The organism is Citrobacter sp. R-1.5.2, from assembly GCF_035064245.1.
Taxonomy (GTDB): Bacteria; Pseudomonadota; Gammaproteobacteria; order Enterobacterales; family Enterobacteriaceae; genus Citrobacter.
The window spans coordinates 15,052-36,661 of record NZ_JASEYC010000024.1 but is presented as its reverse complement, the minus strand read 5'-3'; the positions used below and the strand labels follow the sequence as shown (position 1 = coordinate 36,661).

General features: G+C 54.8%; 35 protein-coding genes. 28 read left to right on the top strand and 7 right to left on the bottom strand.

Annotation, left to right across the window (positions count from 1 at the left end):
• Positions 1-62: IS1 family transposase (locus QMN38_RS27090; RefSeq protein ID WP_071528444.1), on the top strand; the 62-nt coding region annotated here is incomplete at its 5' end.
• A gap of 155 nt (positions 63-217) precedes the next feature.
• Positions 218-817, top strand: a complete 600-nt coding sequence (locus QMN38_RS24670) for a hypothetical protein (protein ID WP_051461730.1) — start codon at positions 218-220, stop codon at positions 815-817.
• 54 nt (positions 818-871) lie between these two features.
• On the opposite strand, the gene QMN38_RS24665 is transcribed toward QMN38_RS24670, so the two are convergent.
• The 4 genes from QMN38_RS24665 to QMN38_RS24650 form a co-directional block, all read right to left on the bottom strand.
• Complete coding sequence (locus QMN38_RS24665; RefSeq protein WP_032637347.1) at positions 872-1,060, bottom strand: DUF7706 family protein; 189 nt, start codon at positions 1,058-1,060, stop codon at positions 872-874.
• Between the two features lie 53 nt (positions 1,061-1,113).
• A complete protein-coding gene (locus tag QMN38_RS24660) occupies positions 1,114-1,407 on the bottom strand; it encodes a hypothetical protein (RefSeq protein ID WP_025760326.1) in 294 nt (97 codons plus the stop codon).
• Positions 1,408-2,259 carry a ParA family protein gene (locus QMN38_RS24655; protein ID WP_045265524.1) on the bottom strand — a complete coding sequence of 284 codons (852 nt, stop codon included), beginning with the start codon at positions 2,257-2,259 and terminating at the stop codon, positions 1,408-1,410.
• Between the two features lie 189 nt (positions 2,260-2,448).
• Complete coding sequence (locus QMN38_RS24650) at positions 2,449-2,649, bottom strand: hypothetical protein (RefSeq protein WP_032637350.1); 201 nt, start codon at positions 2,647-2,649, stop codon at positions 2,449-2,451.
• A gap of 498 nt (positions 2,650-3,147) precedes the next feature.
• Between QMN38_RS24650 and QMN38_RS24645 the strand changes: the two genes are divergently transcribed.
• The 4 genes from QMN38_RS24645 (at position 3,148) to QMN38_RS24630 (ending at position 5,426) form a co-directional block, all read left to right on the top strand.
• Entirely contained in the window at positions 3,148-3,825 is a 678-nt protein-coding gene (locus tag QMN38_RS24645; protein ID WP_032637352.1) for a DNA methylase, read from the top strand.
• The gene (locus tag QMN38_RS24640) at positions 3,822-4,046 is read left to right on the top strand and encodes a hypothetical protein (RefSeq protein WP_041907514.1); all 225 of its coding nucleotides are present in this window, start codon (positions 3,822-3,824) and stop codon (positions 4,044-4,046) included. The genes QMN38_RS24645 and QMN38_RS24640 overlap by 4 nt, the downstream gene beginning before the upstream one ends.
• A 55-nt stretch (positions 4,047-4,101) precedes the next feature.
• Positions 4,102-4,518, top strand: coding sequence for a DUF1380 family protein (locus QMN38_RS24635; RefSeq protein WP_057069482.1), 417 nt, complete (start codon positions 4,102-4,104; stop codon positions 4,516-4,518).
• 401 nt (positions 4,519-4,919) lie between these two features.
• The gene (locus tag QMN38_RS24630; RefSeq protein ID WP_032637356.1) at positions 4,920-5,426 is read left to right on the top strand and encodes an antirestriction protein ArdA; all 507 of its coding nucleotides are present in this window, start codon (positions 4,920-4,922) and stop codon (positions 5,424-5,426) included.
• On the opposite strand, the gene QMN38_RS24625 is transcribed toward QMN38_RS24630, so the two are convergent.
• Positions 5,416-5,784, bottom strand: a complete 369-nt coding sequence (locus QMN38_RS24625) for a hypothetical protein (protein WP_032637358.1) — start codon at positions 5,782-5,784, stop codon at positions 5,416-5,418. The two genes, QMN38_RS24630 and QMN38_RS24625, sit on opposite strands and share 11 nt — an antisense overlap.
• A gap of 432 nt (positions 5,785-6,216) precedes the next feature.
• On the opposite strand from QMN38_RS24625, the gene QMN38_RS24620 reads away from it, so the two are divergent.
• From QMN38_RS24620 to QMN38_RS24570, 11 genes are all read left to right on the top strand, one after another.
• Positions 6,217-6,447 carry a DUF905 domain-containing protein gene (locus tag QMN38_RS24620; RefSeq protein WP_032637359.1) on the top strand — a complete coding sequence of 77 codons (231 nt, stop codon included), beginning with the start codon at positions 6,217-6,219 and terminating at the stop codon, positions 6,445-6,447.
• A gap of 66 nt (positions 6,448-6,513) precedes the next feature.
• The gene (locus tag QMN38_RS24615) at positions 6,514-8,523 is read left to right on the top strand and encodes a ParB/RepB/Spo0J family partition protein (RefSeq protein ID WP_032637361.1); all 2,010 of its coding nucleotides are present in this window, start codon (positions 6,514-6,516) and stop codon (positions 8,521-8,523) included.
• Positions 8,524-8,565: 42 nt separating this feature from the next.
• Positions 8,566-8,997: a conjugation system SOS inhibitor PsiB gene (gene psiB / locus QMN38_RS24610; protein ID WP_032637363.1), complete on the top strand. Its 432-nt coding sequence runs from the start codon at positions 8,566-8,568 to the stop codon at positions 8,995-8,997.
• Entirely contained in the window at positions 8,994-9,722 is a 729-nt protein-coding gene (locus QMN38_RS24605; protein ID WP_032637364.1) for a plasmid SOS inhibition protein A, read from the top strand. Before psiB ends, QMN38_RS24605 begins: the two co-directional genes overlap by 4 nt.
• Positions 9,719-10,042 (top strand): hypothetical protein, encoded by a 324-nt coding sequence (locus tag QMN38_RS24600; protein ID WP_057069613.1) that lies wholly within the window; start codon positions 9,719-9,721, stop codon positions 10,040-10,042. Before QMN38_RS24605 ends, QMN38_RS24600 begins: the two co-directional genes overlap by 4 nt.
• Positions 10,043-10,103: 61 nt before the next feature.
• Positions 10,104-10,478, top strand: coding sequence for a hypothetical protein (locus QMN38_RS24595; protein WP_032637367.1), 375 nt, complete (start codon positions 10,104-10,106; stop codon positions 10,476-10,478).
• A 646-nt stretch (positions 10,479-11,124) separates the two neighbouring features.
• Entirely contained in the window at positions 11,125-11,499 is a 375-nt protein-coding gene (locus tag QMN38_RS24590; RefSeq protein WP_032637252.1) for a hypothetical protein, read from the top strand.
• 53 nt (positions 11,500-11,552) lie between these two features.
• Positions 11,553-11,840, top strand: a complete 288-nt coding sequence (locus tag QMN38_RS24585; RefSeq protein WP_032637255.1) for a hypothetical protein — start codon at positions 11,553-11,555, stop codon at positions 11,838-11,840.
• 46 nt (positions 11,841-11,886) lie between these two features.
• Complete coding sequence (locus tag QMN38_RS24580) at positions 11,887-12,231, top strand: hypothetical protein (RefSeq protein WP_032637258.1); 345 nt, start codon at positions 11,887-11,889, stop codon at positions 12,229-12,231.
• 85 nt (positions 12,232-12,316) lie between these two features.
• Complete coding sequence (locus tag QMN38_RS24575; protein WP_032637261.1) at positions 12,317-12,580, top strand: hypothetical protein; 264 nt, start codon at positions 12,317-12,319, stop codon at positions 12,578-12,580.
• 42 nt (positions 12,581-12,622) lie between these two features.
• The gene (locus tag QMN38_RS24570) at positions 12,623-13,453 is read left to right on the top strand and encodes an N-6 DNA methylase (RefSeq protein WP_032637274.1); all 831 of its coding nucleotides are present in this window, start codon (positions 12,623-12,625) and stop codon (positions 13,451-13,453) included.
• 206 nt (positions 13,454-13,659) lie between these two features.
• Here QMN38_RS24570 and QMN38_RS24565 read toward each other — a convergent pair whose 3' ends face one another.
• Positions 13,660-13,830 (bottom strand): hypothetical protein, encoded by a 171-nt coding sequence (locus tag QMN38_RS24565; protein ID WP_165586833.1) that lies wholly within the window; start codon positions 13,828-13,830, stop codon positions 13,660-13,662.
• A 249-nt stretch (positions 13,831-14,079) separates the two neighbouring features.
• Here QMN38_RS24565 and QMN38_RS24560 point away from each other — a divergent pair, with 249 nt between their 5' ends.
• A complete protein-coding gene (locus QMN38_RS24560; RefSeq protein WP_032637275.1) occupies positions 14,080-14,610 on the top strand; it encodes an antirestriction protein in 531 nt (176 codons plus the stop codon).
• A 48-nt stretch (positions 14,611-14,658) separates the two neighbouring features.
• Here the strand turns inward: QMN38_RS24560 and QMN38_RS24555 are convergent, their stop codons facing one another.
• Positions 14,659-15,135, bottom strand: a complete 477-nt coding sequence (locus QMN38_RS24555) for a transglycosylase SLT domain-containing protein (protein ID WP_323579263.1) — start codon at positions 15,133-15,135, stop codon at positions 14,659-14,661.
• Between the two features lie 431 nt (positions 15,136-15,566).
• Between QMN38_RS24555 and traM the strand changes: the two genes are divergently transcribed.
• From traM to QMN38_RS24505, 10 genes are all read left to right on the top strand, one after another.
• Entirely contained in the window at positions 15,567-15,959 is a 393-nt protein-coding gene (gene traM / locus QMN38_RS24550) for a conjugal transfer relaxosome DNA-binding protein TraM (RefSeq protein WP_008324167.1), read from the top strand.
• 188 nt (positions 15,960-16,147) lie between these two features.
• Positions 16,148-16,837: a PAS fold family protein gene (locus tag QMN38_RS24545; protein WP_323579264.1), complete on the top strand. Its 690-nt coding sequence runs from the start codon at positions 16,148-16,150 to the stop codon at positions 16,835-16,837.
• 86 nt (positions 16,838-16,923) lie between these two features.
• Positions 16,924-17,148: a TraY domain-containing protein gene (locus QMN38_RS24540; RefSeq protein WP_008324165.1), complete on the top strand. Its 225-nt coding sequence runs from the start codon at positions 16,924-16,926 to the stop codon at positions 17,146-17,148.
• A gap of 57 nt (positions 17,149-17,205) precedes the next feature.
• Positions 17,206-17,556, top strand: coding sequence for a type IV conjugative transfer system pilin TraA (traA, locus tag QMN38_RS24535; RefSeq protein WP_016247536.1), 351 nt, complete (start codon positions 17,206-17,208; stop codon positions 17,554-17,556).
• 149 nt (positions 17,557-17,705) lie between these two features.
• A complete protein-coding gene (gene traL, locus QMN38_RS24530) occupies positions 17,706-18,011 on the top strand; it encodes a type IV conjugative transfer system protein TraL (RefSeq protein WP_008324160.1) in 306 nt (101 codons plus the stop codon).
• Between the two features lie 14 nt (positions 18,012-18,025).
• Complete coding sequence (gene traE / locus QMN38_RS24525; protein WP_025759824.1) at positions 18,026-18,592, top strand: type IV conjugative transfer system protein TraE; 567 nt, start codon at positions 18,026-18,028, stop codon at positions 18,590-18,592.
• Positions 18,579-19,322 carry a type-F conjugative transfer system secretin TraK gene (gene traK, locus QMN38_RS24520; RefSeq protein ID WP_008324157.1) on the top strand — a complete coding sequence of 248 codons (744 nt, stop codon included), beginning with the start codon at positions 18,579-18,581 and terminating at the stop codon, positions 19,320-19,322. Before traE ends, traK begins: the two co-directional genes overlap by 14 nt.
• Positions 19,309-20,703, top strand: coding sequence for an F-type conjugal transfer pilus assembly protein TraB (traB, locus tag QMN38_RS24515; protein WP_032637284.1), 1,395 nt, complete (start codon positions 19,309-19,311; stop codon positions 20,701-20,703). Before traK ends, traB begins: the two co-directional genes overlap by 14 nt.
• 21 nt (positions 20,704-20,724) lie before the next feature.
• Positions 20,725-21,264: a type IV conjugative transfer system lipoprotein TraV gene (gene traV, locus QMN38_RS24510; protein ID WP_032637286.1), complete on the top strand. Its 540-nt coding sequence runs from the start codon at positions 20,725-20,727 to the stop codon at positions 21,262-21,264.
• Positions 21,265-21,383: 119 nt separating this feature from the next.
• The gene (locus QMN38_RS24505; RefSeq protein WP_008324141.1) at positions 21,384-21,608 is read left to right on the top strand and encodes a TraR/DksA C4-type zinc finger protein; all 225 of its coding nucleotides are present in this window, start codon (positions 21,384-21,386) and stop codon (positions 21,606-21,608) included.
• Positions 21,609-21,610 lie beyond the last annotated feature (2 nt).

Genomic DNA, 21,610 nt, shown 5'->3' with positions numbered 1-21,610 from the left:
AATCGGTGGAGCTGCATGACAAAGTCATCGGGCATTATCTGAACATAAAACACTATCAGTAAGTTGGAGTCATTACCAAGAAACGGTCTAAATAGGCTGATTCAAGGCATTTACGGGAGAAAAAATCGGCTCAAACATGAAGAAATGAAATGACTGAGTCAGCCGAGAAGAATTTCCCCGCTTATTCGCACCTTCCTTAGATAAAGCCAGAGATAACATGCTGCGATATTCTTCGGGTCAGGCTTGGCCGGCGGTAATGAAAGAGTGGTCGGTCACCGGAGGATTTATAGACTCGCACTCCATCAACAAAACCTGCGAGCTGTGTGACAACGAAGGACTGCGCTATCAGTTTCAGATAACCAACGTGCTCACACATTACTCACTCTGGGTGGGTTCTACCTGTATTAACAAGTTCGTCCCTGTTTTTGCCGGCGGCAGAGAGCTGCTCGGAGAAGAAAAAGAAGCCGAAGTACGTAAAATTATGGCGGCCGCCAGGGCAACCTCAAGGCAGGAACGCGCAAAATCGGTTCTGGCACAGCTAAAAATCAAAGCACCTGACAGGTTCAGCGATCCGAAATGGGTGGCTAATCTTGATGTCGGGTACTCCGCCAGTCAGCTAAAGATGATTGCGGTGCTTTGTAAAAGCCACCGGATCACCTTTAATTCCGGAGATTTTAAAATCAACACCCGCAAGGCTAACGTTGTTGATCAAATACGGCTTCTGGAACCCTGGCAGTATTTCAATATGAGGGACGCTATCCCTAAAAGCCGGCATAAGCAGTTTGATGCGTGGTTTGCTGCGAAAAGAATACAATAAGAAATTAATGTAGTTCTTATGCAATACATAAGAACTACATTTTAACCGCCGTAATCAGCGAGGACTGAAACCGGCGTCAGTGAGTGATTTCTGCAGTGACTGGATGGCATCTTTCATCACCCAGGTTTCATCATCGTCGACGGCACAGGCCCGCATTTCTGACCAGGTTAAGCGCTTAACAAATTGTGCCAGCGCCATTGCCTGGCTGTCAGTTAACTCAGTGGTCACGGTAACAGTGGGCATTACTTGCACTCCTTTTTGTAAGTCAGAAAGATTACTTATGTAATTCTTATGTATTACAAATATTCCTTAATCATCTCCAGCATTTTTTCCGGTCCGGCTTCCCGGGCCAGGTACAGAGCTGCACGCAGCACGGTTGAGTCGGTGATAGTTTTTGTCGTGAGATCCTGAATTTCATCAACCAGTTCGCTGCACATCACTTTTTCCGCTGGTGTCATACGGATGGTTTTGGGGTTTTCGCTGGTCGTTCTGTTGCGGTTGACCTTAACGTTAGAAAGGCGGGTTTTCGCCTCTCCCTGTGTGGTTTCAGGTTTGACCATTGCGGGACGCGCGAGAGGGCCTTTAGCCATTTATGCAGCCTCGTTTGATAAGAGAGTTTCAAGTTCACGCATCAGCGCACGGTAATCGTTCAGGGCGAGGGACCCTTTGTTGTAATACCAGAGCGGGACGCAGGCAACCTGTGCCTGGGAGATGTTCTCATCAGCCCGGATACGGGTTTCCAGGTAGTTATCACGGGTTCGCTCGTTGGAAGCCAGTTGCTCATGAAGATAGGTGTTCATCTTCTTCTTGGCACCATTGTACTCATTGCGGAATACGCTGAACCGGGTAAAGCGGGTTTCACGGATCTCATCGAGATAGTCCAGTACAACATCCAGCCCGGTCAGAGCAAAGCTGCCGCCATCAACGGGAATAAGTACATGGTCCGCGGTATAGGCAGCGTTCGTGGTGGACAGGTTCAGACCTGGAGAACAGTCGATGAGGATATAATCGAATTTATCCATCACCGACTGCAGATGGCGGGACAGTATTTTTTCCCGATGGTGCCGGGTCAGGCAGTTTTCCATGACGCGTTCAAACGACGGATCTGACGGAATGATATAAAGGTTATCGATCACCTCTTCACCACTGACGGCCGGGATAATTGCATCAAAAATACTGAAGCGCGGGTTGTTATATAAATCGCAGATGGTGTGGCCATACTGCGCGTAGTATTTTTTCCCGTTAGCCATCACCTCAGTCGAGTTGGCCTGCTGGTCTCCGTCGATAAGCAATACCCGACGCCCGGCATGTGCGAGGCTCATGGCGAGGTTGGTGATCGTGGAGGTTTTACCGGCACCACCCTTGTTATTCATGATGGCAATGATGCGGGCCACGGTGTTAACCAGCGGTGTCAGCTGAGATTGCACTGGAATTTCAGACATGAGAACTCCTCTCTCAATGAAATACAGGTGTATTACGTTTTAGCGACAATAGAGTATCGCCGTGTGTGATTACTATAGCATTACAAATGTAATACACAAGTATTTTTATTGAACTACGCAAGTATTCCATTTCATGCGTCAGATCCTTGACGACAGAGGGCTGCACGGGGTGTATCAGCAGCGCTGTTTTCAATGCCGGGAAATATCGCTGATGTTCTCTTCAGGCTGTGAGGCACGACCTGGTGCATTGAATGTGATGGTGATGATTTTTCTGGCCAGCCCCTCATCGGAAAGGGCATCATCCACACTGACATCACGAATCAGTGGGCTTTCCTCTTCTATATGTTGGGCAATATCCCGCAGCCACTCAGCCAGCATTTCTCTGTCCATCTTTCTCCGCTCCGGTTGTGTACATTCAGCATCAACATACCACACCAGGAAAAGTGAAGTCTGCGTGGATGGTTAAAAGATGACCATCCTTGTCAGGCGTGCTGTCATCCGTGCTGGTAGCGACCTGCGCGGAATACCCTCATTTTATACACAGAATTGCCCACCGAAATTGTGGACAGCGACGATGAAAATACGATGTCGCTGCGCTCCTCATTCATACCGCTCTGCTGTGAACGCCGTGCCGCTACTGTAGCCGGGCCGCTGTGCAGAAAAGGGAGGCTTCGCCACCATCCTCACCCGGTCGCAGTGATTTCAAAATGCATTTTACGCTGTCTTCCCGTCGTTCTCCGGCTCAATTTTCGCCGTCAAACCGTCCAGTCAGCGTCTGCTTTTATCTGCGCTGCGGCTTGCGGTGGTGCCCTTGTCTGCTCCGCTTTTCGCCCGGCTGTCGTATCGGCACGGCGTAACTGGCGCCGCATTTGAGAAAGGAGAATGATTATGTCCCGTCTGATTTTGGGTGACTGTGTGCAGGTAATGGCTGGCTTTCCTGAGAAGGCCGTCGATTTCATACTGACTGACCCGCCATACCTCGTTGGTTTTCGTGACCGTCAGGGCCGCACCATTGCCGGTGATAAAACGGATGAATGGCTGCAACCTGCCTGTCATGAGATGTACCGCGTGCTGAAAAAAGACGCGCTGATGGTGAGCTTCTACGGCTGGAACCGCGTCGATCGCTTTATGGCCGCCTGGAAACATGCCGGATTCAGCGTTGTTGGCCACCTGGTGTGTACCAAAACCTACACATCGAAGTCCGCCTATGTGGGCTACCGCCATGAATGTGCCTATCTGCTGGCAAAAGGCCGTCCGACCCTTCCGCAAAATCCGCTCCCGGACGTGCTGCACTGGAAGTACACCGGCAACAAACATCACCCAACGGAGAAGCCTGTATCGAGCCTTCAGCCGCTCATCGAGTCCTTCACGCGCCCTGATGCCATTGTGCTCGACCCCTTTGCTGGCAGTGGATCAACGTGCGTGGCAGCACTACAGGCAGGCCGTCGCTACATCGGTATCGAACTGCTGGAGCAGTACCACCGGACCGGGCAGCAGCGGCTGGCAGCGGTTCACCGTGCCATGCAGTACCCGGCCGCTAACGACGACCTGCCGGAGGCAGCATGACCAATTATCAGGGACATGAACAACTGCGTGACGACATGGCCGCGCTATCCAACGCCATGAGCGACCTGCGCCTGCATATCCGGGCGCTGGAAGTGAAGTATCACGACGGATGCCCCGCGCTGGTTGATGCGCTGGCCGCTGATTTCTTGCGCAATCTCAACGAGCAGTATCTGACCGTTTACATGCGCGTACTGGCGTTCAGCGACTGTTTTCACGACTGACTGCGACCGGGCGGTTTGCCGCCCGGCCTTCTTACCCGATTTTGAGGAACTTGATATGCACGGAACCCGTGAAGCGCTTTGTACCGAACTGGCGCGGATGTTTACCCATGATGAACCTCTGGCCCTGCTGGTCTGGACGGAGGAGGGGATTCATTCCGCGTGCCGGGAATTGCGCCCTACAGACGACGAGATTACGGCCCTGCTGGAAACGGTCGGCAACAGCGACATGAAGGTGTATCGCCGGGAAGGCGTCACGGATGCGTCGGTGTGCGATCTGCTGACCCGCCATCGTGAAGCGATTAACCGGCAGGTGATGGTCCCGGCGCAGGTGCTTTCGCGCCTGGTGCATGACGTAGAACGCGAGCTGGTTCACCAGGAGGGGCTGGCATGGGAGGCGGGCGGGCCGACACCCGCGCGTATCCGTCAGGGAATGGCGGACGTGGAGGTGCTGAAGGCGCTGCTGGCAGCGTGAGGCGATGCCGGAGGGATAGCCTCCGGCTTTTTCTTCTTCGGATGTCGCGCGGCCGCTCCGCTTTTCTGGCTCATCCTCCACGCTGTTCCGGCTTCGCGGTGAGTAACGTCCAGAGCGGTCTGCGGCTTACGCCGTGCCTCTACTCTAGCCCGAACGCTGCAAATGCAAGGGTTCACTGACGTCGATGCTTTCACCCGGTCGCCGTATATTTAATTGCCTGTCGCGGTTCTTCCCGTCGTTATCTCGCTCAATATTCGCTCGCTAACCGTCCAGACCCTCTCCGCTGTTTACCGGCGCTGCGGCTTCATGCATCGCCCCTGCATTTTTCGCTCCCTGTCGGGCTGTCGTGTCGGCACGGCGTAAGCCGGAACTCAGACAACATCGACTATGGAGGATTTTTTATGCGCACTACGACGACCACACCGGCTGTTTATGTGGGTACGTATCACAAATACAACTGCGGCAGCATTTTCGGCAAATGGTTTGATCTGACGGAGTTTGACGGCAGGGAGGATTTTTACGAGGCCTGTCAGGCGCTGCATGCCGATGAATGGGACGCCGAATTTATGTTCCAGGACCAGGAAGGTATCCCGTCGCAGTTCGTCTCTGAAAGCTCCATTGACTGGGATTTTATCGCCGCTTACAAACGCGCCGAAGAAGAGGGCAGGGAGGCCGCTTTTATCGCCTGGGCGGAGTATACCGGCGAGTGTGACTATGACGCGTTTGATGATGCATACCGCGGCGAGGCGGAGAGCGAGGAGGACTATGCGCGTGAAATGGCTGAAGACAACGGCCTGCTGAATGAGGTGCCGGAGCCGCTGCGCAGCTATTTCGATTTTGAAGCCTGGGCGCGTGACCTGTTCAGCAGCGGTTATGTATTCCATGACGGCCACGTCTTCAGCAACTGATTTTCCCCGGCAGGCGGTTTAGCCGCCTGTCAGCCCGCGCGCTAAACCCTGGCAGGCTCTGCCTGCCGGCGAAGTTCGCCGCGCCTGCGGCGCCGCGCATCTCCGCCAGTGCCTGATGCTCCTGTGGTGCCAGGGTATGAATATTGGTGTGCTGCAGCGGGTCGGCGATATTTCTGTTCTGGCGATAATGCCTGCGTTGCTGTTGCCAATAGTGGCCATACCGGTGGCGTACTGGCTGATATCGCTGTTCTGTCGGTTTTTCTTCCTGTTGTGTCTGCCTGTGGGCGACTTCCCTGGCGGGAACCGGCGCTGTCGTAAACGGAGCCGGTAAACCGTCTCCGCCCTGCCGGGCTTCCATCGCACTGTCGCAGGTTCAACATCACGCTTGCGGCATCCGTTTACGGATGCGCCGCTCTCACCAGCCCGGCGGTCATGCTGCCGGGCCTCTTCGGGGCAACGCCGTTTCGCGCCCGCGCGTTCCGTCGTTGCGGCGGGTTCCTGCTCATTCCCTGCCTGGTTATTTCCCCCTTTTGAGTCCTTTCGCCGGGGCTGAGACAAGCACAGCCGCTGTCAGCTGTCCAGGGTAAATGGCACGCGGTAAACCGCGCCCCGGACATCCGCCATCGCCCGCGCTGGTTTACGCCCCTGCGGCGAACGGCTCTCAAACGGGTGAAGGTAACAACCAGCGGGGGCGTTCAGCAGGTCCCCGCAAAACGTCAAAACCGCGGCCCCGGCAACTCAACGGGTGATGGTTTTTTAAAAGCAAAACAGGTTCAGAAGGAGGAGCAACATGAGCGAGGCGCTGGCGGTTTTACCCGACAACACCTTTACCCGTGAACAGGCTGAGGCCGTTGCGGCGCAGTACACCAACGTGGCGATAGAGGACGATCAGGGTTCGCATTTTCGTCTGGTCGTTCGTCAGGACGGCGAGATGGTCTGGCGCACGTGGAACTTCGAGCCGGGCGGCACGTACTGGCTCAACCGTTATACCGCGGACTACGGCATCCGTAAGCCGCAGTAAGAAGGTGCCCTGCCGGAGCAGCTACTCCGCAGGGCCGGACAATCATCAATCAGTGAGGTATTAACTATGTCAGTAACCGATGTTAAAGCAAAAGCCCCCAAAAAAGCGAGCAGCAAAAAAATCACGAAGGCGCAGGAAGAAGCCCTGAAGGCCGCCCTTGAGGCCGCTGTCATCGAGTATGTTCCGCTGTCCAGTCTCACTAAATCCCCGCTGAACGTGCGCACCATCCCGTATTCCGTGGACAGCGTTCGCGGTCTTGCCGACTCCATCGAGGCGCTAGGACTGCTGCAGAACCTGATTGTTCACACCCTTGCGGACGGGCAATCCGGGGTGGCCGCAGGTGGCCGCCGACTGACTGCCCTGAATCTGCTGGCGCAGGAAGACCGTCTTGCGGCCGATCATACCGTCATGGTGAAACGCGTCTCAGACGACATTGCTGCCCTTGCCTCCATCGCTGAGAACGAGCAGCGCGCCGCCATGCATCCCGCCGAGCAGATCGCAGGTTTCCGTACGCTGGCAGAGCAGGGCAAAACCCCCGCGCAGATTGGCGATGCGCTCGGCTTCGGCTCCCGCCACGTGCAGCGCATGCTGAAGCTGGCAAACCTCGCCCCGTCCCTGATGGATAAGCTCGCGCAGGACGAACTGACCGTTGAGCAGTGTCAGGCGCTCTGTCTCGAGGACGATCCTGCCCGTCAGGTTGAGGTATTTGAAAGCGTGAAGGCCAGCTGGTCGAACGCGCCCGCACACCTGATTAAACGCGCCATTACCGAAACCGAGATGCGCACCGACAACACCAAATTCCGGTTTATCGGGCGCGAAGCGTATGAGGCGGCAGGGGGTTACGTTCGTGAAGATCTGTTCAGCCAGGACGAGGGCGACGGCACGGCAGACAGCGTGCTGGTTGAGCGTCTGGTGCAGGAGAAGCTGGAGCGTATCGCTCTGGACATTCAGCAGCGTGAGGGCTGGGCATGGAGTCGCGGACGCGCAGCCCGCATCTGGTACCACGGTGAAGACGGTAAAGAGTTCGTTCAGCCTGCTGAACCCGATCCGGTGTACACCCCTGAACAACAGCAGCGTCTTGATGCGCTGCGGGAGCAGTACGACACATATGACAGCGTTTGCGACGAGTCAGATGCGATCGAAGCGGACATCCTCGCCATTCAGGAGGCGGCAGAGGCCAGCGCGTGGACTGACGACATGAAGTCAGGCGCGGGAGTGATGGTCAGCCTGTACGAAGGGCAGGTGTACGTGCAGCGCGGTGTGCGCCTGAAAGCGGATATGCCGGAAGAAACCGTAACCAGCAGCGTAACGGTGCCATTCACCTCACGCCAGCCCGACGCCGCAGAGGGGATCAGCGTTCCGCTGCTCACGAAAATGACCTCCGAGCGTACGCTGGCAGTCCAGGCGGCGCTGATGCAGCAGCCCGAAAAGGCAGTGGCGCTGATGGTCTGGCGCATGTGTACCTGCGTCTTTTCAGGCTGTCTGACCACGACGCACCCGTTCCGAATCAGCCTGACTGTTTCCCACAGCAGTCTGACGGAGAACGCCCCGTCCGGTAAGGATGGCGCAGCGTTTAACATCCTGATGACCGAACAGGCAAGGCTGAAAGCCCTGCTGCCGGAAGGGTGGGAGAAGGACTTCACCACCTTCTTTTCCCTTGACGGCGGGGTGTTGATGTCGCTGATGGCCTTCTGCACGGCCTGTTCCGTTGACGGGGTACAGACCCGCGATATGGGGCACACCTCGCGCAGTACCCTCGATACGGTCGAGGCGGCAATCGGCTTCCACCTGCGCGACTGGTGGCAGCCGACGAAGGACAACTACTTCGGCAGCCTGAAACATCCTCAGATTGTGGCCTCCCTTAAAGAGGCGGGGCTGACGGGCGCGGCGGGTGACGCGGAGAAGATGAAGAAGGGCGATGCAGCAGCGCATGCGGAGCACTTTATGCAGCACACCCGCTGGGTTCCGGCATGGCTGAAAGGACCAGAGCCAGCGGCTGAATCCGGTGCTGACGACGCGGTTTCCGATACCGATAGCACTGACAACGACACCACCAACACGGCACATGCCGCCTGATAACGGAGAGCCGCCCTGCGGGGCGGCAATAAGGAGATACCCATGCGCACTATTCTGACCCCCGATGTACTGAAAACGATGTCCTGTGATGAGTTTGAGGACTGGCGGGACAGCGGCGAAGACTTCCGCCGCGAACTGACCCACGCCGTCATGCGTGACCTGTCCTGCCCTGAAAACTGGGATGTGAACGGCGAGTACCGCAGCGAGTTCGGCGGCTTCTTCCCCGTGCAGGTGCGCTTTACGCCCCCGCACGGCAACTACCATATTGCCGTGTGCAGTCCGGGTGCCATCAGTCCGGCGTGGATGGTGGTGTTTGTGCCCGCCAGCGGTCGTCCGTTCTCCGTCATTCGTACCCTGAACAGCTACCAGCCGGAGCTTGTCAGCCACACCGTCAGCCTGACGGCGCGTCTTGATGCGGACGGATACAGTCAGGCCAGCATCATCAGTATCCTGGCAGCGGAGGGCGCGGCATGATACCTGCAAACCTGTCACTGGTTCCCTTCAGCCCAGAGCGACGCGCCGCGATGGAGGCCATCGCTGAGGTTGAACGCCGGCGGTCGCGCGGCGCGGTGTCCACGGCGTATCCGTATGCCAGCGCCTTTTTCCGGCGGCTCATGGGCAGCACGCGCATCTCACTCAGGGAAATCCATCATTTTGCGCCGGTGCTGACGGCGCGGGAGCTGCGAGGCAGCAGGGACAGCTGGCTCAGTGCCATCGATGCCCTGATTGAAAGTCGCGGGACGCGTTGCTGGCTTCCACTTCCTGTCGGTGCCGGACAGCGCCTCTTTCCGGAGGTGGCCTTTCAGCAGACCGAGCGGGTTCGCTGTCAGGACGCCCTGCGGGATGAAAAATACACCCGCCAGCGGCACAAAGAACGGTGTCAGCGTGAGCGGGCGTACCAGGCGCTGGCGGGGCAGGCGGAGATTGAGCTGGCATTCCATACGCCGGAAACGGTCAGCAGCTGGAGCGCGCGCTGGTCGGGGACTGAGCTGCGCCAGTACGACCTGGAGGAGATGTTCTGGCGCTGGAGCGAGCGTTTCCCGTCACTGGAGCCAATGGAGCGCTGGACGATGGAGAGTCAGCCTTTCTGGACGGTGATGGCCGAAACGGATGCGCTGGCAAGGGAAAGTCCGGGATCTGTCAGGCAGCTGGAGCGCTGGATGGTACCCAACAAGCTGACAATGCGGAGCCGGGTATGAAGTGGCGTTACTCGCTGCGCTGGAAGCGTCCCGGTCCCTGTCCCGGTGAACCTGAACTGGCGTCAGAAGTGGTGGAAGCGGGGAAACCCGCCCCTGAGTCCGTGATGTCACTGTGGGTGGCAGGAGCCGGATATGCCGTCTGCGTGGATTTTCTGTGTGACAGACAGATCAGGCGCTGGACCGACGAGCGTAAGGCGGCCACCCGCCGACGGAATCTGGCGCGTCGTGTTAACAGGATCGCGCCCCTGTTTGCTGATGAGCTGATTGAGCGGGAACTGACGGCACGGCCTGAATATTTTCGGGGAAAGTCGCCTCACTGAGTCTGATATCATATCCTGCCAGAATACGGTCGGCAGGGTGCTTAAAAGGGATAATTTAGAGATGAGATACTGGATACTGGTCGCGCTGTTAAATGGCCTGTTTACGCTGGTCATACATTACGCGGCGCCGGAGATGTTCGGAAGTACGGCGTACTATGCCGGGGTGGCAATCTGTTCCCTGATTGCGCTGGTTATCACCTGGCGCGATCCGCCTGGTATGCTGGACAACGTGCTCTTGTTTCTCTTTAAGTGGGGAATTGTGGCTTCTGGACTGGCGTTTTCTGTCTGGGGCATCGGATACAAGCTGGAATTCTGGGGGGAACATAACCCCGATGAAGTTTTCAGCAGTGCATTCGACACCATCTTGCCGAATCTGGCGGTGCTGAGCGGTGCTTTGATTCTGGTCAGTGGCTGGGTGTTCTGGAGGCGAAGGTAACAAAGAATACGCCAGCGTGAGGGCTGGAAAGTAACAAGAGCGGTTATGCCTGCGGTATAGCTGCTCTTTTTTATGCCCCTTACGCTTTGTAATACCCTGCAGTGAATCTCCTCTGAAGAACGGACGCTGCGAATTATGGTGGCAGTTGCTTGTATCATCTTTTCAAATTTGCCTGTTGTCGGACGGGGTCACTGGCCATGACTGCGGGCGACTTCCCTGACGGGAACCGGGGCTGTCGTAAACGGAGCCGGTAAACCGTCTCCGCCCTGACGGGCTTCCATCCCACTGTCGCAACGTCAACACCGGCTCGCAGTGACCGTTCCGGTCACGCCGCTTTCACCATGCCGGCGATAAAGCCGCCGGCACTCAGATGACGCCACGTCGTTCCGCCGTGTCGGGTGTGTTCATCCTCTCCCCGTACCTCTGGCGAGCCCTCTCCCGTTAAGTCCCCGGGCTGAGGGCTTGTCGTAGCACCGTCGTGTCGTCATCCGAAGGGTGAAATGAACTCCGCCAAAACTTTTTGCGAAGGACCGCAAAAACTTTTGTCTCCGCCCTTCTCCTGCCGCCCCGCCGTTGCTCCTTTGCCCTTTGCCGCCAGGGAACTCACCGAGAGATGGATTAACCACCAGACAGGAGGAAAAGCAGGATGAACACACAGAACGTCAACGTCAAAACCGCCACCAAAGAATCTTCCGAAAGATGGGTGAAAACCTCGTCCCTGCGTACTGATGGCTTTGTGCGCAATATCCATTCCCGTAACCCGTTCGATGTTATTCGCGCGGACGTGGTGCTGGCCCGTATGGAAATACAGGCTAACCGGGGATGTGGCCTGCACTACGAGATTTATGAGTCCCGTCTGCTGGGGATGGCTATGCATTACCTGGCAGAACTGCCACTGAAAGACCGTCCGGCGTTTATGGGGGCGGCAGCGAAACGGGGTTACATGCTGACGACTGCGGAAGAAGAACGTGCCGATGGTGAATGTGCTGACCTGATGAGCGAGCTGGCGGCGGATTACTGATTACTTAATCGGCTGGCAGCAGGGGATGCCGCCAGTCACAACGGAGAAACATGATGAGCAACAGCAACACGAACAGCACATTCAGCTTCGACGCATGGGAGAAAAGCGCGCTCAGCGAGCTTGATACCCTGCAAAACCACGTCAGTAAAGCCCTGATGAAGTACCAGAGCAACACGGACAAAACGGCGCTGGGCGAGTCTGCAAACCGCTATATGGGCGAACTCAGGACCGCTGTCACGAGCATCCTGAAAGCCACGCCAGCCATTCAGCAGAAAGTCGACGAGATTGCCGACATGCTGCACCTGATGGCGCATTTTTCCGGTATCACGTTCGACGAATAACTACCACGGCGAAACATCAACGCCATTAACCAGAAGGAGATAAACCATGCACTTAAATCTGACCGAATCCTGCGCCGAAGCGGGTATTTACGCAACCAGTGAGGCCGAGCGCGAATACTGGCTGAGCCGCGAAAAGTCATATCTGACCGCGCCCGTCGAAATCGACGTTCACGCCTTCCATGATGCGCTGGGGCTGATGTACCCGATGAACTGGCGCAGCAGTGAGAACGGCGAGTGTGAAACCTTCATGCTGGCGGAAATGGTCTGCGGCAATGTGACCGAAATCTACGCGCGGATCGGTATCCGTTATTACCGGATGCGCGACTACAGCAACCTTGACCACGCGGAGATTCTGGCACGCGTTAAGGAGGGAGTGCAGCGCCAGAAATGAAAAAGGCAGACTTTCGTCTGCCATATCCCGCCGGATTTATTCGCCTTCAACGATAAATCCGGCCTTCACCAAAAGGAACAAACCAATGCAATTCAGTGAAGTTTCGATTGTTACACCGACCGCCCGGTATGTCCAGATGCTTGAGGCGGAAAACGCACCCGTAAAAAAACAGGTGCGTATTAAACGCAGTGATATCGACCGTGACGACATCAGCGCCGAAATGCGGGCGCTGGGCCGTCACATAGCGCACTGCCGGAAGAAGGGGCGCGCCGTTCGTATTCCTGCCATGCGCGGGAGTGAGTGGGGGCAGGTGTTACGCACGCTTGAACTGAAGCGGGCATTTAACTGATAACTGAGCCGCTCCTTACGGGGCGGCATTTAAGGAGGAAATATGTCTCAACTCAGTTTTGCCAGCTTCTTTGACCAGGCGAAAGAGGCCGCGCCAGTAACACCCGCTAAACCCGTATTGCCCAACGTGAACGCGCAGCCGATACCGCACCGGATGATGACAATCGACCAGTCCCGCCGCCAGTTTATCAGCGTGTTCAGGGATACCGCCCGCAGCCTGCGCCGCTGGGAGGTGTTCAGCGACTTTATCACGCTGGCCGCCAGCGAGCTGGATATGGCGCGGATAAGAACGCCGGAGAATATTGAGCAGAGCCGCAAAATCTGCGCGAAGTACAGCGAGAGCGATATCAGCAACCTGCATACGCTTTTCTGCCTGATGGTCTGCGCGCTGGAGGCGAAATTTCACGACTTTCTCGGCGCGATCTTCATGGAGCTTGAACTGGGCGACGACCGGAACGGGCAGTATTTCACGCCGTATCACGTCCAGTCACTGCTGGCGAGGCTGCTGATGCCGGACGTCGACGAAACGATACGCCGTGAGGGATTCGTGACCGTCAGCGATCCGGCAAGCGGTGCGGCGGGAATGATTGTGGCGTATGCAGAATATCTGCTGGAGGCGGGCTATAACCCTTCTGAGCATATGTTCGGTAGCTGCATCGATATCGATCCTGTTGCGGCCGATATGGCGTTTATTCAGCTTTCCCTTCTGGGTATTCCTGCGGAGGTGGTGACGGGCAATACGCTCACAATGCAGCTTAACAGGGTTCGCTACACGCCCGTGTACTATATCAACAACTTTGAAAAACGCCTGGAAGACCAGCGCCGGGTGAGTGCCATGCGTGAATTTTTGCGCGGGCTGAATAAAGCCGCATAGCCAGCCTGAAGGGCAGGGGAATACCCTGCCTTTGGTGGCATCAAAGGCCGCGCGCCTGCGGCGCAGAATAAGCAGGCTGCGCTGGCGCGCTGCCTGCGTTATTCCGGCGCGAGGTTGTCTGAAGTTCCTGTCTTTTGGTTAGCTGATTACTATTCTTCATTCTCCTGCTGGCGATGGTCTTTATTATTCTGCCGCTGATATGGATATTATCCTTTCTTTTCCGGGCGTCGTCCCTGAAGGGACACGGCTGTCGTGAACGGAGCCGGTAAACCGTCTCCGCCCTTCGGGCGTCCATCCTGACGCAAATTCAAATTCACGCTTGCTGCATCCAGAATGGATGCGCCGCTTTCACCGTGGCGGTAATAAATTACCTCCACTCTGAAGCCCGTAACGGTAATTCGTCCTGCGACGATTTTCCGTTACGGGATGTGTGCATTCTCCTTGTGTGACTATCGCCCGATTTCATCAGTTCGCGGAGGGCTGCTTTTAGCATCAGACAGAAAGGAAATAAAGGGGTATATAAACGCTGCGCGCCCCTTTATTTCCTTTCTGTCAGCTGCTCATTGCCCTTCGCCGCTCAGTGATGAAGTCGAACGATGTAATAACCCAATGAGGAGAAAACCAGAATGCACACATTAAACGTCAAAACCGCCACTCGTGAATCAGCCGAACAATTTAAAGTCGATGAACGACAGCGCTATTGTGTTACAGATGGCGATGAACGTCTTGATTTTATTCCTGCGCTCTTTTTTACGCCTTCTGCTGATAATATGATTGCCAGCTGGTTACGTCAGCATTCAGATTATGATGGTGGTTTCTGGAGTTACTGGATTATTCCGCAGGGCACCGGCGGAAATGTGGCTCCGAACTGTGTCAGATTCACCACGACGCAAACCGGATATATCGCACCGGAAGGTGAACAGCGCTATAACATGGTTATTCCTGGTAATTACTTTGAAGCAGAGGTCAGTGCTGATGCTGCCGGAATTATTGCCACGCTGATGATAATGAACTGGTTGTCATGGCAGGTCGCAGATATGGGTCCTGAATACTCGAAAGTCTGTAAGCACCTCGTCGCTCGTCAGGATGCACTGAAAGACTACATCAGTATCATAAAACACCCTGAAGCACATTTAATTTATCGGGCTATTGATTGATGAGTTAAAGACCGCATGGATAAAAAAGACCTCGTGTTGAGGTCTTTTTTATTGTTTCGGGAGAAACTGCTCTGCATTTTTATTTTTCTTTATCGCCCGGTATGTTGCCTCGATTTTTCTGGCATAGACATATCTTCTCTGCGCCTGTTCTTCTGTTTTCCGGAAGCCTGCATTATACGCCCCCACGGCCTGCCAGCTGACTCCCCACTTTTTGAATGCAATTGCAAGATAGTAAGCCCCGGTGTAGATATTCATACACGGGTCGGAAATAAGGTGCTCCGGTTTTATTCCATAACGAGCCAGTTCGTTAAAGTGCTGGGAATCCACCTGCATAAGTCCGGAGCCAAAACCCGAAACAGGATTGTAGCCTTTAACGTCTGTGCGGAAGTTCGATTCATTCCAGGAAATTGCCCGAAGCAGATCCGGATCTATATGATAATCCCTTCCTGCCAGATCAAAACAATCAGCAGCGTTCAACATTCCAGAAAAAGCCAACATTAAAAACGTAAGAGCAATCCGTTTCATTTCTTCCCTCCGGGCACCATGCCGGAAATACGTTAACCCATCCCATGCCCAGACTCAACTAATATGCACTCCTCACCACCAAAAGCACCACACCCCACGCAAAATTAAAATTTTGCTGATTGGCTCTTTAAATCATGCAGTTAGAGAAAAAGTAATGTGAAATAATTTATTTTAATGTGTGTAAACGACTCGGTAGTGAGTTCTATTCGACTCGGTAAAAACTCTACTCAGAGTCATTTGTGACTATTTTTAATAAATCCATTGAGTTACTACTACGGCGAGTCTATATTCGAGTCGTGAGTTTTTACAGTGTGTGTCGGCATGCAAGTCGTCTGTTTTCTGGCAGGGAGTCTGTGCCGAGTCGTGCATTTTTAGCTTTTCAAAATATTCTGAGGTACAGAAGTTTTGGGAATATAAATAAGGAGGAAATTATGGCCAGAGTTCAGGTCTATGTAAGCGATGAAGTGTCAGAGAAAATAAGAGTAATCGCTGAAAAACGTCGCGCTGAAGGAGCGAGAGATAAAGATGTAAGTTTTTCGAGCATTGCATCAATGCTGGTTGAACTTGGTCTTCGGGTCTATGAAGCGCAAATGGAAAGAAAAGAGTCTTCCTTTAATCAGGCGCTCTATAATAAAACTATCCTTGAAAATGTAATGAAAACTCAATTTATAGTCAGCAAGCTCCTGGCGATGGAGTCGCTGAGTCCGCATCTCGCAGGAAATGAAAAATTTGATTTCAGGGATATGGTTACGTGTATACGTGAAGATGTGCAACAGATTGTTGAAAAATTCTTCCCCCAGGAGGAAGAGTCTCAAGATAATTAGCTGAAAATGTTTGATAAATAGGATTTAGATCTGCTGTTTTTGAGTGACTTTGGCGTCAGTAATTGATATATTTTATGCAGACATAAGTAAAATTTGATGCCCGCCATTCAGTTTGGCGGGTCGCCGGTACACCGGGCTAGACCCCCGGGTGTACCGACTATACACAGAAACCTTCAGAGGAGGCTTCAATGCACCCGCGCGATCCTAGAGATCTCTCCCAATCAAGTCAATCATTAGATGATATTGTGAAGCGTTTTGATGCGCTCTATAAGTACTCACCTTTGCCTTTTTGCATTCGGAATCAATCCAGAAACCCCATATATAAAAATGATGCATATTTAGATTTCTTTCACCCATTATCAAAGTGTTTTTCAGGTGTCAGTTTTGATCCTGATGAAGTTGAGCTTGATTTGTCGACAATTGAGTTGGAGGCCTTTGTTATGGGGCCAGATACAGCTATTTGTAGAACTTTTAATTTGAATGGTGAGTTTTATCAGTTACGTGTTGAAATTCGTATGGTAAATAAAGAATTATATGCTTTATGGTTTATTAATTACTTCCCGGATTATCAAGCTTTATTCAATACCTCGAATAGGATAAAAAATGATGAGTTTGATTTTGATATTTTTTTGTCAGGGTTGACGAATAAAAAGATGATTACGTTATGTTTTTCAATTCTTGGTTTTCAGCTTCATACGATGGCGCAATATTTAGGTGTCTCTGAAAAAGCAATTTCAAGCAGACTTTCTAGTGTGAAGAGTGAGCTTGCGAAATATTTTATTGATTACGATGACTTCAGATTCTACTGCATGAGAATGGACGTATACAGAAAGGTGAGAATGGTTGTTCTTAAGGTTTTGAATGTTAAATTTATGTAAAAAACATAGTGGAATTTTTCGCGTATTGAATAAATTGTATTCAATGTGTCACTATCCTGACGCAGGAATATGTTGAGAGGGAAAACATGATTAGACGTCACAGGCTTCGTGGCCCAACGGTAACTATGTCGATCTACCTTGACCCACAAACAGATCTTCTTATTTTGAAGGCGAAGGACAGAAGTGGTCGTTCTAAATCAGCTGAAGCGCTGATTCGGTTACGTGACCACCTGGAAAAATTCCCTGATTTCTATAACTCTGAAATGGCGGAGGTGATCCCAAACAATCTTGAACCCAAGTCACAAAATTAGTTTCTTAGGATTTTTATTTCAACAAATCTATCCGGTGTAATTAAAGGATTAATGAATATGACTGATGTGTCTGTTATTAACGCTGTACCCGCGACCCCTGCAAAGAAAAAATTCAGCAAAGTCGCGTTACTCAAAGCGCTGAAGTTTGCCCTGCCTGTCGCAGCCCTTGCTGCGTTTTTCCCTGATACGGTTCTTGCCTCGACTGCGGGTAAAGATCTGATGTCCAGCGGCGATGCAACCGTTAAAGGAACATTTGGTAAAGATTCCAGCGTGGTTAAGTGGGTTATTCTTGCCGAAGTTCTGGTGGGCGCCGTGATGTATATGACGACCAAGAACCTCAAGTTCCTGGCGGGCTTTGCGATCCTGTCCGTATTCGTCACGGTAGGTATGTCTGTCGCAGGATACTGATTTCCAGCAACAGCCGTTCAGAGCCACTTCCGACTATTAAATTCCGGTTTAATTCTGAATGCCTTTCACGAGCATTCACGGGAGGGCTTTGCCTGTAATCCGGCTGGCAGGTATTTCCTACTGCCAGCTGTACCGGAGACGGAACATATATGGCAGATGAATCTCTCAAAAAATATCGCTTTCCCGAAACCCTGACGAATCAGAGCCGCTGGTTTGGCCTTCCTGTGGATGAACTTATTCCGGCCATTGTCTGCCTGGGGTGGGGATTCTGGACCCAGCATTATATTCCCGGAATTATCGCTGCCGTACTGGCCTATCTCGGAATTAAAAAGCTCAAGAAAGGGCGGGGCAGTTCATGGCTGCGGGACCTGGTCTACTGGTATATGCCGACCTCACTGCTGAGGGGGATTTTTCATGATGTACCCGACTCATGCTACCGCCAGTGGATTAAATAGACAGGAATAATCAGATGGAACACGGAGCACGATTAAGTACACAGCGGGTTATTGCCATCGGCTTTATTGCTATGGGGGTGGTGATTCTGGGAAGCATCACCACCAATGTTATTCAGGCCGTCAACAACTACCGCCTTCAGAATGAGCAGAAGTCTATCGTCACGCCAATGCTTTTCAACGCGCCGTTTGCCGTGTCGCAGAACCAGGCAGATGCCTCCTACCTGCAACAGATGGCCCTGTCGCTTATCGCCCTTCGCCTCAATGTCACCCCGGAAACCGTTGATGCCTCTCATGAGCAGCTGCTGGCCTATGTCAAACCCGCAGCGCAGAACGAGCTGAAAATCCGGCTTGCTGAGGATGCGAAGCGCATTAAGGACAACAACGTTAACTCGTCTTTTTATATGACCAGCGTGAAGGTTTACCCGGCAAGCAGCCGCGTGGACGTGCGGGGCCAGCTGAAGACCTGGATAGGCGACTCGAAACCGTATCCCGAGCTGAAACAGTACGTTCTCAAGTTCGAGCGCGAGGACGGCATCAGCTGGCTCAGTCACTTCGGAGAAATCACCGATGAACAAAAATAGTCGCCGTGCACTGCTGGCGTTGCTGATGCTCGCGTCCGGTCAGACGGTCGCCGCACCCGCTGCGCTTTCTGCCACGATTGTTCCGCTGACGAACGGCGGACAGGCCAGTATCGCGGTCAGCAACACCGACCCGAACCTTTTTACGGTCGCAGGTGACCGCGTGACGGCCCTGACCAGCCTCGACGGTGAGCTGACGCGGCAGGAGCAGACGGCAAGCGGCGGTGTGATTGTCAGCACCCTCAACAAAAAGCCCTTCACGTTCATTCTGGAAACCGAACGCGGCCTCAACTTCTCGGTACAGGCCGTGCCGCGAGCGGGCGCTGGGCGAACCATCCGGCTGGTCAGCGAGCTGTCCGGCACGGGTGAAGCGGCGCGCACCTGGGAAGAGTCCTCCCCTTACGAGGCCACGCTGGTTTCCCTGAGCCAGCATCTGCTGGGCGGGCAGCTTCCGTCCGGCTGGCAGGCCATTCCCGTCACGCATGAAGCCCTCAACGCGCCCGCCGGACTATCAGCAGTCCCCGAGCGCGTCTGGGTGGGTAATCACCTTAAGGTGGTGCGCTATCGCGTCACCAACAATACCGGGATGGCCCGCAACATCGCGGAAAGCGACTTCTGGCAGAGCGGCATTCGCGGTGTGCTGTTTGGTGAAGCCTCGCGTCAGCTGATGGCGGGCGGCGCCCTGCAGGTCTTCATTATCAGCAGCGGAGGTGCGGCTGATGGCCAGCATTAATTCAGTGGTGAAGCGCAAGCAGTTTATCTGGCTGGGTATCGTGCTGGCGACCGTGGGCGTGGTGGGCGGAGGCGGCTGGTATCTGGCGGATGCACGCTACGAGGGCAGCAGCGATGCGGCAGCCGCCGGCGAGCCTGCGCCCGATATGACCGGCGTGGTGGACAGCACCTTTGACCAGAAGGTGCAGCAGCATGCCACGACCGAGATGCAGGCTACGGCCTCCGAGATGCAGAAGCAGTATGCCGAAATGCGCCGCGAGCTTGAGCTGCTCAGCAAGGGGCAGGCAGGCTATCAGCACCAGATTGACAAACTCAGTCAGGATAATGCGGCGCTTTCCGCTCAGGTCAGCGCGCTGGGGGCGAAACCCGTCACCGCATCGGGTGAGCCGGCCCCGCAGCCGCCAGTGCCTGCGCCGGGGCCTGAAGGTGAGCCGCAGCCGACCGGTTTCCCGCCGCAGACGGGGGCCGTCCCGCCGCCGACCGCGTTCTATCCTGGTAACGGCGTAACGCCGCCGGCGCAGATACAGTACCAGCCCATCCCCGTACCCAACCAGCTGCGCCGTCAGTCTTTTGCCCGCAGCGACGAGAGCAAAGGTCCGTCCCTGCCGTACATCCCGTCGGGCAGCTTCGCCAAATCGATGCTGATTGAGGGGGCTGACGCCAACGCCTCCGTAACCGGTAACGAGTCCACGGTGCCGATGCAGCTGCGCATTACCGGCAGGGTGGAAATGCCCAACAGCAAAAGCTACGACCTCACCGGCTGCTTTATCGGTCTTGAGGCCTGGGGCGACGTGTCCAGCGAGCGCGCCATCGTACGCACCCGCAACATCAGCTGCCTGAAGCACGGCGTCACCATCGACCAGCCCATTGCCGGACACGTGAGCTTCCGGGGTAAAAACGGCATCAAGGGCGAAGTGGTGATGCGAAACGGCAAAATCCTCGGCTGGGCCTGGGGCGCGGGTTTTGTTGACGGCATTGGTTCGGGTGTGCAGAGCGCGTCACAGCCATCGGTCGGACTCGGCGCCACGGCATCCCTCGGCGCGGGTGACGTGATGAAGATGGGGATTGGCGGAGGTGCCTCCAGAGCCGCCCAGACCCTCAGCGACTACTACATCAAACGCGCAGAGCAGTACCACCCCGTCATCCCGATTGGGGCGGGTAACGAAGTGACTGTTGTCTTTCAGGACGGTTTTCAGCTGAAAACCATTGAAGAGCTGGCGCTCGATAATGACAGACGCAAAGCGGAGAGCGATGAACGCAGTCCGGTTCCGCCGCTGTCAGTCCCGCAGGGCGGCATGAACGGGTTCAGTACCGACCAGATGCTCAACCAGCTGGGCAGGCTTAACCAGAGCCAGTTTATGCCGAAGGCCGACTCACAGTAACCCCACATAAAGGAACCGCAAATGAACAAGACAGTGCCTGTTGCGCTCACGCTGGCCAGTCTCCTGACGCTGTCGGGATGTGCCGGTACAACGAGCGATTTTGAGTGTAACGCGACGACATCCGACACCTGCATGACCATCGAGCAGGCCAATGAGAAAGCCAAACGACTGGAGGAGGCCAGCACGGTAAAGCCGGGTGCGACATCGCTGCCACGCCTGGCTGAGGGTAATTTCCGGACCCGGTCCGTGCAGCCCCTCACGCTGGCGGCTGAACCGGTGCATGCCGTCGCATCCAGAAATACACCGCTGACGGGCGCGCCAACTCTCCCCCGCCCGCAGCCGCACTCAGCCTCACGGTCGCCGCTCTCCATGGTCACGCCGGTTATTGCGCCGCCGCCAGGGCGCGAGTCCATCGTGGACCCGAGGCCGCTTCGCGTCGGTGAAAAGACTGCCGGGCTGTGGATCGCGCCCTATATCGATACGCAGGACGTTTATCACCAGCCGACGCGGGTGTTTTTTGTTGTGAAACCCTCAGCGTGGGGAACCCCACGCGTTAACTGAAACCTGAACCGCCACCGCGTGTGGCACCCATTTTAACAATCTGTCGTTATCACGCGTGCCCTGAAACGTAAAAAGGGATGGGCGGTAGCGTGTCCGGACAGTGTGAGCAGGGAGCGTTGATGGCAGACGAACTCGATCTCCTGCAGGAGCAGGACGAATTGCTGAACCAGCTTCATATACAGGCCGCGAGGCAGCGATCCTGCCTGCAGGGCAAAAGCCGCAACCGGTGCGAATGCTGTGGCAATCGCATCCCCCTCAGGCGGCAGCAGGCCATCCCGGGCGTACGTACCTGTACGGAATGCCAGCGGGTTCTGGAAATACGAGAAAAACAGTATCTGAGGTGACC